The sequence below is a fragment of the Armatimonadota bacterium genome, from assembly GCA_022563855.1.
Classification (GTDB): domain Bacteria; phylum Armatimonadota; class Fimbriimonadia; order Fimbriimonadales; family Fimbriimonadaceae; genus JADFMN01.
Genome location: JADFMN010000007.1, coordinates 31,319 through 42,671 on the forward strand (window position 1 = coordinate 31,319; position 11,353 = coordinate 42,671).

Genomic DNA, 11,353 nt, shown 5'->3' on the forward strand with positions numbered 1-11,353 from the left:
CGGTCTAGCCGCGCCGTTAGGACCATGCGGGCCAGCTCCTCGCCTGGCCGCTACAACCCCTGGATCGCCCCGTCGACTATCCTGACGACGCGATCAGCTCTGTCGAGCATCGCAGGATCGTGCGTGACGGCGATCAGCGTGCCCTCCCCCCGGTGATCGACCAGGAGGTCCATCACCTGGCTGCCAGTCTCGCTGTCGAGGAATGCGGTCGGCTCATCGGCGAAGATCACCCTCGGCGACCCGAGAAGCGCCCTGGCGACGCACACTCGCTGCCGCTCGCCACCGCTCAGCTCATGCGGAAGGCGCTTCATCTTGTCCTCGAGCCCAAGCTGGGCCAAGAGCCGCACACCCTCGTCTACGTCGAACTCGTCGGGACTGGCGAGCAGCACGTTCTCCAGCGAAGTCATGTAACCGATCAGATACGGCTGCTGGAACACAAAGCCGAAGGTCTTCAAACGCAACGCATCCCGCTCGCGCGTCGATAGCTCCGACATCGACTTCCCTTCGTACAAGACTGACCCGGAGGTCGGTACCTTTAAGCCGCTCATGAGGTAAAGCATGGACGACTTGCCCGATCCCGATGGCCCAAGGATTCCCAAGAACTCCCCTGGCACGACGTCGAAGGATAGCTCGCGGCACGCGTAAACCTCCCGCTCCTGATCGACGTACACGAGCGACGCGTTGGACAGCTGAATCACGCGAGCCTCCGCTCGACCACGGCGACCGGGTCAAACCGTCGAAACCGCACGTACAGATCGATCACGGCGACGACGAAGATCATCAGCGGGACCGGTAGCGTGTTCAGGTACGGCCCGACGACGAAAACCTCGATCGCGTACGCCTTGGGGTCGAATATCTGCACCTTCAACCCGTACAGCAGGCCCATCGCCATCGCCAACCCGACCAGCCAGCTACCGCTCAACACGATCGTCGTCTCCGCCAGGACGCGACGCAACAGCCTTGCTTTGGAAAACCCGATCGCCTGCAGCAGTCCGAACTCCTGTACGCGCTGTGCTTGATACATGTTTATCAGCATGCCCATCATCGTCGTGATCACGACTACGAGGCTCACGACGACGATGTTCAGGATCAGGTAAAGGGTGCTGAACGACTCTTGCGTCTCTCGCTCTAGCTCCAAGAACGAGTAGATCCGTGCGGAACTGCCTTTGAACTCGTCCAGCGCCCACTGATCCAGCTCGCTCTGGCGGTGAGGATCCTTCGCAAAGACGAGCAGCGCATCGACTGGCGGAAAGTGGTGGTCTCGCAGGTACTCCACGGACGTCACCATTATCCAGTCCTCGGTGTCGATGATCCCAACGACTTCGACTTCGTTCGGCGAGTACGAATCCGGTTGAGCCGGCCCCATCAGCGCGTCCCCTAGCTCCAGGCCCAGGTTCTTTGCCACGGGGCGGCTGATGGTCGCCTCAGCTTCGCCAGCCATCGGGTAGCGACCTGACAGCGTCGCGCCCCCAAGCCTCTGCCCGTAGAACTCCAAGTCGTCCTGCTCTAAGCCGAGGACCACGAACGGCCATCCCCCGACGATGCTGTTGATCGACGAGGAGGCGAGGCGGCACGTCATGATCCGATCTATCTCCACCGGCGACCCTGCCGTAATCCGATCGCGAATTGCGCCGACCTGGGACTGATCGCCGCGCGGTGTAACGCCCAGATAATGCTTCGAGTAGCTGTAAACAGTCGAAACGGAGAGCGGAATTGAGTTCATGACGGCCACCATGCCGGCAATCAGCATGACGGCGAGCGTGATTACGCCCAAGAGCGGGAGTGTCTTGCCCGGATTGCGGAGCAGATACGTCAACGGCGACATGGGCCGCGAGAACGGCCGTCGCAGCTGTCCGGGGGGAGGAGTTCGCTTAATTCCTCCGGTACCTCAAAAACGTCTCGTCTCCAACCGTTTTGCTCGTCACCAGCCGGAACCGCAGCATGTCGCCAGCCGACAGCGGAGTTCCGTCTGCAATCGTTGGCACTCGCCTGCCGAGCTTCACTTTCGGAGCCACGGTCAAGAATAGCTCATCGACACAGTCACATGAGAACAGCTGGGCGTTCAGCTCGCTTCCGCCCTCGACGAGCAGCGTCACGATGCCAAGCTCGACTCTCAAGAACTTCAGCAGGTCAGCGATGTCGACTTGATCACCTGGAAACTGCTCCGTCCTGGCGCTCTGACCTAGGCGAGCCGCTCCTGAAGCGGTCGTTGCGACGATCGCGCGATCTGGCGCGTCGGTGAAGAACCTGCCGTCCACGGGAATTTGTCCGCTGCCCGTTACGACGATACGCCACAGATGCTCGGCGTACCACAGTCCCGGCGTCGCTCTCAGCGAGCCGGCGCCGATGAGGACTGCATCGACAGCGCCCTCAATTTGCCGCATGGTCGCGTGATCGGTTTCGGAGCCGAGGTCCGCGACCGGCTCGTCGCGCTCTCCGGTGACGGACTTGCCGTCCAGCGTGGAGACCATGTTCATGACGACGTAAGGTCGCCCTTCAGGCGGCGCGCCCCACTGTAGACACGCGTAAACCCCGACCTGCGAATCCAGCGACAGCTCCCGCCGAATCGCCTGCTCGATGCAGGCATAAGGCTGTTCGGCGAGTCGCTCGTCGCCGACGAAGAACGTCGGAACGTAGTACACGCCCGACTCGTACGCTGGCTGATCGAACTCGATGATTCTCTCTGCGAACTCGCGCCGCTCGATCGACCTCTTCATGGCCTGCACGTCAGGCACGAGATCGGCGGCAAGCTTGGCAAGGACGTCGGGCGATTCGATACTCAGGCCCAGCTCCCAATGCGCCTCGTAAATCCGCTCGACGAGATCGTCCTGTACTCCGTGCAGCTTCGCAAATTCAACGGCTTCATGCGCGTTGTGCGTTGATGTCGGCTTCGGTCGTTCGATCGACGGCGGAGGGAGTCCGTCTACGGTATAGGCAAGCTCAAGCCGAGTCGGGATCGACGGTCTCCGAGGGTCGCGCTCGATATGGCGCATTGGAGGAGGGGTGAGCGACGGAGGCCAAAGGTCGTACGCCCTCCACTCGATGGCGACGCCGAAGTCGCAGACCAGGCGACGTGCCTGCTGCTGGCCTATCCAGCACCATGGGCATGTGAAATCGTGCGCGACCGGCACCACGAGGCTCATGGGTTGATTGTGCCGCAGAACGGAGAAATCGCGTAATCGCTGGTGGGCCTGTGGCGCTAGGCGGCGCGTCCTGGTTGTTCAGGGCCTGGCTTTTCGCCGGAGGACCGCCCCGCCGCTTTCGCTAGAAGGTCCGCGACCGACGAGCCGTCATCAGGCACGGTTGCGTACCCGATCGAAGCGATAATCGCTCGATTCGGCGCGACCCTTCCAGCGAGCCACTGGCCAAACTTTCGCCCCAGTCGTTCGCTGACGATCTCGACGCTCGCTCCGGTAGCTGGCAGGATGACGCCAAATCCCACGTCCCCGACACGGCAAACGATGTCCATATTCCGGACCACGTCCTTGAGCAGGTTCGCCGCATCGGTCAGAAAGTCTCGAACCGACTGGTCGCCGTAGAACGAGGCTAGCGATTCAAGCCCATCAAATTTGACTATCACGACTGACAGCGTCTCATTCGATCCCGCGATTCGGTGAATCTCCTCTGTCAGACGACCCAAGAAATACCTTTCGTTGTAAACGCCGCTGTCCAGGTCCAGCACGTCGCCGCTGAGCTGCACTTCGCCCCGTTGGAGGATCCGGTCCAGTTCGTCCTCCGATGTGAGTATTCTGCGCAGCTTCGCGAGCGACTGCCTCAATATGTGGGAAACGTAATTGCAAGAAATCCCCAACAGATTTGCGATCTCAGTTTGTGACAGTGCATCGAAGTGGAAAAGGACGAGCACTTGGCGCTCGAGGTCCCGCAACTGCTGCATCGCCGTGTCCAAGACCACGCGTTCTTCGACCGAAAGCTGATCCGGCTCGAACACGGCAGCGTCGAGCTTGTCGACGTCGCTCTCACCGTCTTCGTCGTCGCCCATCGACATGTCGAGAGATCCGACGCGCAGCAGCTCTTGCGTTGCGATCACTTCTCGGACGGCAGACTCGCTGACGCCGATGGTCTCCGCAATCTCCCGCTCGCTGGGCGGCTCTCCGCTGACCGCGTGGAGCATCGTTGCGGCCTTGTGGACCTTGTGGCGAAGCTCTTGCAGCCAGGCAGGCTGACGGATCGTCTGCGACCGGTCGCGCAGGTAGTGCTTGATCTCTCCGGCTACCAGGTGCGTCGCGTACGTGTTGAAGCGCACCCCAGCCGAAGGATCGAACTTGCTCAAGGCGTTCAGGAGCCCGATATAGCCGACCTGGACGAGATCGTCTTCGTGCTCTAGTCCCTTGAATCGCCTTGCGATCCGCTCGACCATCGGTGAGTATTGAACGATGATCAAGTCCTTGAGGTCGTCCCTGGGATTGTCCAGGAACTGCACCACAAGCTGTTCTCCGTCGTCTTTTTGTCGCGGTATTCCTTCAGACATGCTACTGTTTACTACCGTTCAAAACGTATCGCCGCAGACGCCTTCGTTCAGCGGCGCCTGCCTGGCGGCAACGCATCCTCCCCATCGTCGCGCCGCTCCTGCACGTTGAGCTATCGCTCTAGTTCACGCTGTTGACGAGCTTGAAGATCGGAGTCATAACCGAGATCGCGATGAATCCGACGACGCCGCCCAGGAAGATGATGAGCATCGGCTCGATCATCGAGGTCAGGCCCTTGACCGTCGCATCAACCTCGGAGTCGTAGAAATCGCCGACCTTGACCAGCATCTCCGCCAATCGGCCGGTCTCTTCTCCGACGTCGATCATGTGCGTCACCATCACCGGGAACAGACCAGTCGCGGCGAGCGGGTCGGACAGCTTCTGGCCCTCTCGGATCGCGTCGCGCGTCTGCTCGATCGCCTCATGCAAGACGAGGTTGCCGAGGGTCTCGCCAGTGATCTCCAGTCCGCGCATCATCGGTACTCCCGAGTTGAGCAAAGTTCCAAAGGTTCGACAGAACCGGGCAATGCTCATCTTGAGCGTCAGCTCACCGACGATCGGCATTTTCAGCTTGAAGTAATCGATCTGGTACCGACCGCGAGCCGTTTTTCCGTACACCTTGGTTCCTATCACGATGCCTCCTGCGGCGAGGAGGATGACCCACCAGAACTTCGCCATGAAGTCGCCGAACGAGAACAGCGCAGCCGTTACCGCCGGCATCTCCACTTTCATTCCGTCGAAGATCGCCTTGAACTTCGGCAGAACGAAGCTGAACAGAACCATCAGCATGATGGCCGAGAAAATGATGACGAGCACGGGGTACATCATCGCGCCCTTGATCTTGGCCCGCACATCTGCCTCGTACTCAAGGAAGCCGGACAGCCGATCGAGAATGACGTCCAGTAGGCCGCCGAGCTCTGCAGCCCGAACCATGTTGACGTAGAGCTTGTTGAACACCCCGGGGTGCTTTACCATGGAGTCGCTGAGCGTCATGCCACCCTTAACGTCGCTCGTCACGGATTCGAGAGCGGGCTTTAACGCTTGATCTTTCGTCTGAGAAGACAGGATCTCAAGGCACCGCAGAATCGGAATTCCGGCGTCGATCATCGTTGCAAACTGGCGAGAGAACACGACAAGCGCCTTCGCCTTCATCTTCTTCTTGCCGAACGAGACAGGCCCTTTCCTCTTCTTGGTCATGCGCACATCGACGATCCGCATGGACTGCTCTCGCAGTTTATTGAGAACCAAGGCCTCGTTGTCAGCTTCCATGACGGATTTGACCGTCTTCCCGTTTGCATCTATGGCTGTGTACGCAAAGTGTGGCATAGGCCCTTCTTTCCCTGATCATAGGAGCGATCTCCTGCAACCAACACCTGAATTATCGGATGAAGGAAGGGGCTTTCTGTAGCTTAAAACCAACCGAACCGGGCGAGACCCGAAATCCCGTAATTGTACTGATTCGCCGGCAAGCTGCCTCTACCGCTCTAACTCGTCAAAAACCTGCTGTAGATTCTCAGCGTTGTTCGTAGCCTTGCGCAGCTGTTTGGCGATCGCCTTGGCCTCATCTCCGCGACCTATCCGCTTGGCCGCCTGCGCGTAGTTGACGGCGACTAGCAAGGAGTTCGGCATGTTCACCCTCGCCATCTGCAACAGCTGAAACGCCTCTTCCTCGCGGTTCTGCGCCGCGAGCGCGGTCGCCAGCTCGCCGTAGCCCGGCTCACAGGCGGGGTATAGATCGAGCAGTCGCCGGGCTGACCGCTCTGCTTCTTCAGCGTTGTTGAGGTTGTTGTGGATGGTGGCCAGAATCGCCCAGAGCTTCCAGTAATCGGCGAGCCAGCTCTTGAGCGCGTTTACGTCCTTCAGCGCCCCCTCGAAGTCGCCAGATTCAGTTTTTTCTGCGGCGAGGCGAACGATCTCGGCTCGCTCCCCCTGCTCAATTTCGATCAGCCACGCGGTTGTTTGAGCCTTCGTGTTCAAATCCGGATTGGCCGCAAGGATGCTCTTGAGGACTTCGGGGACTTCGAACTCCCTGTCAGCTGCCTTTAGCGTCTGCGCGTATTCGGCTAGCAGCGGAACGTCTGTCGGGGCTGCGTCGATGCAATCCTCATACAGGTCCATGGCTCGGTCAAGCTCTTTGCGCTGAGCCAGGACCGGCGCGTAGTACCGCTTCAGGGTTGCCACGTCCTCCAAGTCGTTCAGGCCTTCTTCAAACTCCTTGATCGCTTTACCTTCCTCCTTGGCTGCGAGCAGGGAGAGCGCGTACTTCGCGCGAAAGTGAGGGTTCTGTGCGTTCTCGTCGACAAGCTCCTTCCAAAGCGCAGGTACTTCATGCTCTCGGCCCGTCTGCGCCAGCACCTTCGCCAGCCAGTCCATGCTCGGCTTGTCCTCGCCCTCCATCTTGATCGCCTTCTTCAGATTCCTCTCTGCGTTTGCAGGCATGCCAAGGGCAAGCTGAGCCTGCGCGAGGGTCGAGAGAATCGTCGGCTCTTCCGGGCTCTTTTGGTGCGCCGTCTCAAAAGCGTGGACTGCCTCCTCGTGGTCCCCCATGGAGCCGTGCAGGTTTCCGAGCATGAACCAGGCTCGCCCGTCGTCCGGCTCCAGTTCGATCACACTCTTGAGAGCGCCTTCGATATTCGTGGGATCGCCGACGCGGTACATCGTGCAGAGCTTGCACAGCTCCACGAGCGTCAAGTACGGCCCCTCCCAGTCGCGATCAGCCTTCACGGAGCTCAACAACAGCTCGAACGCAGGCCCTGGGTCGAACTCGTCTACGACGAGCCCCTGAGATCGCTCCACGTACTGGGCTGCGTCGTAGCCGATCAAGAAAGACCTGAAAGCCCCCGCGTCGTTCGTGCCGAACAAGGATTCGTTCTCCTTCAAGCCGTCCGCAAGCTGCTTGCCCACTTGCGCATGCATGTCCTCGAACGCTTCGCGGAGGGAAGCGGTCATCCCGCCAGGGAGATACCGGTACTCCTTTGTGCTGGTCGGCTGCTCTGCCCCTTTTTCAAACCAGCGCATGGTGATGGTTCCCGCCCCGTCTTTCTCGGCCAGCAACCCGTCGATGATCTGATCCGCTCCGGACTGTTCGAACAGCGACGCGATAACGTCGAGTTCGTTCAGCGACTCCGACGGATTCACGTGGGCGAACCTCGGCATGCCGCTCACCTCGATGCGCGCCAGATAGTTCACCGGATTGAAGTTCAAACCGGTGCTGCGCCTCGCAGCGTCGCCCAAGAACGCGGAGAGCTGCCTGGCAAGCGCCGGCTCAGTACCCTCTGTCGCGTTGAACGGTAACACGGCGATGTTCATCGGTCCAAGTGTACCGGCTGAACCGGACGCGATCTGACGGATGCGGTTACAGAATCCCGCGACGAATCGCCGCAGCCGCGCGGTCGGAATGTAGCCGCATGCTTCAGCTTGCGCGGTCTGCCGCCGACTTCCATTTGAAGGCACGGACCGATACGCCCGGACGCAACCTAAAGGATGCGGCTACGTTTTGCGGCTACAATTATCGGAGACGTGAGACCGAGGGAGAAGCGCCACCGATTAGAACCCGAAGCGTACAAAGGAAATGCAACCGTTTCCTTTACCGCATGCATCAAGGACCACCGTCGCCCATTCGTTTGCCACAAGCGAACAGCACAGCACGTCGAGTTCTTGGCAAAGGCTGTGGCCACAGAAAACTGCGGCGTCCTTATCTACTGCTTCATGCCCGACCATTTGCATGCGATAATCACTGGCCGGACAGCTGAATCCGACGTCAAGAAAGCATTCGAGAGGTTTAAGCAGGTGTCTGCGTTCAATCTTAGGAAAGAAGGGCTTGCCTGGCAGAAAGACTTTCACGACCGCGTCGTTCGCAAGAGCGAGGATCTCGACGCAATCGCAAGCTACGTTAGTGAGAATCCGATCAGGGCCGGTCTGGCGGACTCACCGTTTGAGTACCACGGTATCGGATCAATCGGATACGACCTGAAAGAAGTGCTGATCGGATGAATAGCACGGGCTAATGCGTCCGGACGCAACCTAAAGGATGCGGCTACAGGGGTTGCACACGGCCCGATGCGTCCGGACGCAACCTAAAGGATGCGGCTACAGGGGTTGCACACGGCCCGATACGTCCGGACGCGGCCACGGACGTTGCAGGCTGCGGCGGTCAATCCTCGAACGACAGCACGATCTTGCCGGCCTCGCCGCGCTTGAGGAGCCGCATCGCCTGCTCGATTTCGGTGAAGTGCATTTCGTGCGTGATGATCGGGCGCAAGTCCATCTTGCCGTCTTTGAGCAGTTCGTGCATCTGTTCCCAAGTTCGCCAAAGATGACGTCCGGTCACTCCGCGCAAGCTCAGTCCCTTGAGGATCACCTTGTTCATGTCCACAAATCTCAACCGGTCTGCGTATAGCCCCAAGAGGCTGATACGACCGCCGGAGCGGGTGGATTCGATGGCTAGGTCGAGCTGCGACGGGTGGCCGGACATCTCCATCGTGACGTCGACCCCGCCCGGCTCCAACCCTGCCAAGATAGAGTGCACGTCCTCCTTTTGCGGGTTCAAGATCATGTCCGCGCCGAGCCTGCGCGCCAGGTCGACGCGGTAGTCGCTGACCTCCGTCGCGTACACTTTTCGGGCTCCCAACACCTTGCAGATGACGAGTGAAAACAGCCCGATCGGACCCATGCCGGTGATGAGCACGCTCTGGCCTTCCACCGGACCGTCCATGACGGTGTGCACTGCGTTCCCGATTGCGTCCTGCATGCTTGCCACTTCTCTCGGAAGGTCGAGCGGGGACTGTCTGGCGTTCTCGGCCGGGATGACGGCGTACGGCGCAAACCCGCCGTCGACGTCCACGCCGAGGATGACGGTGTTCTCGCACAGGTGTCGCAGATCGAGACGGCACAGTCGGCAGCGACCGCAAGTGATGTGCGACTCTGAAGCCACAACGTCGCCGACCTTGCGGTCAGTCACTCCCTCTCCGACTTCGACGATCGTGCCGCAGAACTCGTGGCCGATGATGCGGGGAGGCTTGATCCTGCCGCTGGCCCAAGCGTCCCAGTTGTAGATGTGAAGATCGGTGCCGCACACCGAGCCGCGCTCGACGCTAACCTTCACGTGCCCCGGGCGGATCGAGGGCTCATCGACATCGACAACGTCGATTCCGACCCCTTCCCTGGCCTTGACGATCGCCTTCACGGCGCAAATGGTACCACTACGATTCTGGACTCGGCGGGACGATTGTGCGGAGCCCAAACACACCATGCTAAACTGTTCAGTCGCGACATTCACCGTGTCGCAGAGGTTCAAATTTGGGCAGCGCATACACTCCTGGTCTAACCGTCAGCAGCGACACGGTCGTCCAAAGAACGCGGCGATTGCCGATCAAAGGTGAGGTTATTGTCAAAGTGGGCGACACCGTCGGCCCCAACGACGTGATCGCGAGGGCGATGCTGCCAGGTCACCTGCAGACCATTCGACTGTCGGAGCTGCTTGGGGTCGGAGTGCAAGAGGCTCCCGAGTTCCTCGTCGTCAGCCTGGGGGACACGATCGAAGCGGGGCAGCTCATCGCCGAGACGAAAGGTTTTATCCGCGGATGGTTCAAGCAGTCGGTGCATTCGGCATACTCCGGCAAAGTCGAATCGATCTCGGAGGTCACCGGGCACGTGCTGGTACGGCAGCCCTCCATTCCCGTTGAGATCACCGGCTACATCCGCGGTACGGTCGTCGAGGTCACCGAAGGCGAGGGAGCGGTGATCGAAACGCGGTGTGCGATGATCCAGGGGATCTTCGGCGTCGGCGGGGAGCGCAACGGCACGATCCGAGTCGCGGTCGATGCGCCGGACGCCGTGCTCGACGCGAGCAGAATCAAAGATAGTGACGCTGGGGCGATTCTCGTGGGGGGCGCCAACGTCACGGCAGACGCCTTGAGCCGCGCCACTGAGGCGGGCGTCGTCGGCATCGTCGTGGGCGCCGTGCGCGACGTGGATTTGATCGAATTCCTCGGTTACGATATCGGCGTCGCCATTACCGGCCAAGAGGACATCAGCGTGACGTTGATGGTCACCGAGGGGTTCGGCGAACTGCAAATGGCAGCCCGCACGTTCAAGCTCTTCAAATCGATGGAGGGCAAGAACGCCAGCATCAACGGCGCAACTCAGATTCGCGCGGGCGTGATCAGACCGGAAGTCATCGTGTCTATCGCGGGCCGTGCGGAGGCTGTAGCTGCGGATCAGGAGTCGCACACATTGACGGTCGGAACGCCGATCCGCATCATTCGCGAGCCGTACTTTGGCGTGCTGGCAACCGTCACGGATCTGCCGGCTCAGCTCCAGACGATCGATTCCGGCGCCAGAGTCCGCGTCCTGAGGGCGAGCATCGACAGCGGCGAAGAGGTGACCGTCCCTCGTGCGAACGTCGAGATCATCTCTTCGTCCTGACGCTGTATTTGAACAGGCTGCATAGCGATTCTTATACAGATCGTGCTCGACTTCGGTTCCTGGAGTAGTCGATCACCCCGCCGGACGAACAGGTCGAGGCGGTCAGTCGGTGCTGTGCGCCTCAGGCGATCCGACGACGCCTTGCTGCTCGCGCCGCCGTCGGCGCAGAAGCAGAGCCTCGCGAGCCAGGTCGAGATGGTACAGCGTGGTAGCGTTCTCCTCGCACGCGAGGTCGCGGCCTTGGAAGTCGAGCAGCTTGTCCACCAGCACGTCGATCACCTCCTCGATCCGGCATCCGTTGATGCCTACTTGCTGAGGGTGACCGTGCTGAAACGTGATTTCGATGTATTTGCGGCTGACCCTAGCCTCGCTGCCGTCGATGTGACGGAACTTCTCCATGTTTTCGCCCATATGCACCACCTCGACCGACTGACGGTCAG

The 11,353-nt window shown here is 60.2% G+C and carries 10 protein-coding genes; 2 read left to right on the forward strand and 8 right to left on the reverse strand.

The annotated features are described in order from the left end of the window. Window positions 1-50: 50 nt before the first annotated feature. From IH944_09680 to IH944_09705, 6 genes are all read right to left on the reverse strand, one after another. Complete coding sequence (locus tag IH944_09680) at window positions 51-698, reverse strand: ABC transporter ATP-binding protein (protein ID MCH7904821.1); 648 nt, start codon at window positions 696-698, stop codon at window positions 51-53. Continuing rightward, a complete protein-coding gene (locus tag IH944_09685; protein MCH7904822.1) occupies window positions 695-1,825 on the reverse strand; it encodes an ABC transporter permease in 1,131 nt (376 codons plus the stop codon). The genes IH944_09680 and IH944_09685 overlap by 4 nt, the downstream gene beginning before the upstream one ends. 46 nt (window positions 1,826-1,871) lie before the next feature. Beyond that, window positions 1,872-3,143 (reverse strand): dihydrofolate reductase family protein, encoded by a 1,272-nt coding sequence (locus IH944_09690; protein ID MCH7904823.1) that lies wholly within the window; start codon window positions 3,141-3,143, stop codon window positions 1,872-1,874. A gap of 56 nt (window positions 3,144-3,199) precedes the next feature. Continuing rightward, window positions 3,200-4,489, reverse strand: a complete 1,290-nt coding sequence (locus IH944_09695) for a sigma-70 family RNA polymerase sigma factor (GenBank protein MCH7904824.1) — start codon at window positions 4,487-4,489, stop codon at window positions 3,200-3,202. A gap of 118 nt (window positions 4,490-4,607) precedes the next feature. Next, complete coding sequence (locus IH944_09700; protein ID MCH7904825.1) at window positions 4,608-5,813, reverse strand: type II secretion system F family protein; 1,206 nt, start codon at window positions 5,811-5,813, stop codon at window positions 4,608-4,610. A 150-nt stretch (window positions 5,814-5,963) separates the two neighbouring features. Beyond that, complete coding sequence (locus IH944_09705) at window positions 5,964-7,796, reverse strand: tetratricopeptide repeat protein (protein ID MCH7904826.1); 1,833 nt, start codon at window positions 7,794-7,796, stop codon at window positions 5,964-5,966. A 210-nt stretch (window positions 7,797-8,006) separates the two neighbouring features. On the opposite strand from IH944_09705, the gene IH944_09710 reads away from it, so the two are divergent. Beyond that, complete coding sequence (locus tag IH944_09710) at window positions 8,007-8,480, forward strand: transposase (GenBank protein MCH7904827.1); 474 nt, start codon at window positions 8,007-8,009, stop codon at window positions 8,478-8,480. A gap of 160 nt (window positions 8,481-8,640) precedes the next feature. Here IH944_09710 and tdh read toward each other — a convergent pair whose 3' ends face one another. Next, the gene (gene tdh, locus IH944_09715) at window positions 8,641-9,672 is read right to left on the reverse strand and encodes an L-threonine 3-dehydrogenase (protein ID MCH7904828.1); all 1,032 of its coding nucleotides are present in this window, start codon (window positions 9,670-9,672) and stop codon (window positions 8,641-8,643) included. Between the two features lie 113 nt (window positions 9,673-9,785). On the opposite strand from tdh, the gene IH944_09720 reads away from it, so the two are divergent. Beyond that, a complete protein-coding gene (locus tag IH944_09720; protein ID MCH7904829.1) occupies window positions 9,786-10,913 on the forward strand; it encodes a hypothetical protein in 1,128 nt (375 codons plus the stop codon). 102 nt (window positions 10,914-11,015) lie between these two features. On the opposite strand, the gene IH944_09725 is transcribed toward IH944_09720, so the two are convergent. Beyond that, window positions 11,016-11,324, reverse strand: a complete 309-nt coding sequence (locus IH944_09725) for a hypothetical protein (GenBank protein ID MCH7904830.1) — start codon at window positions 11,322-11,324, stop codon at window positions 11,016-11,018. Window positions 11,325-11,353: the final 29 nt, after the last annotated feature.

Excerpts from the sequence above, each read along its gene's own strand:
- IH944_09685 (MCH7904822.1), bottom strand. The coding sequence starts at position 1,825 with ATGTCGCCGTTGACGTATCTGCTCCGCAATCCGGGCAAGACACTCCCG.
- IH944_09690 (MCH7904823.1), bottom strand. The coding sequence starts at position 3,143 with ATGAGCCTCGTGGTGCCGGTCGCGCACGATTTCACATGCCCATGGTGC.
- IH944_09695 (MCH7904824.1), bottom strand. The coding sequence starts at position 4,489 with ATGTCTGAAGGAATACCGCGACAAAAAGACGACGGAGAACAGCTTGTG.
- IH944_09700 (MCH7904825.1), bottom strand. The coding sequence starts at position 5,813 with ATGCCACACTTTGCGTACACAGCCATAGATGCAAACGGGAAGACGGTC.
- IH944_09705 (MCH7904826.1), bottom strand. The coding sequence starts at position 7,796 with ATGAACATCGCCGTGTTACCGTTCAACGCGACAGAGGGTACTGAGCCG.
- IH944_09725 (MCH7904830.1), bottom strand. The coding sequence starts at position 11,324 with ATGGGCGAAAACATGGAGAAGTTCCGTCACATCGACGGCAGCGAGGCT.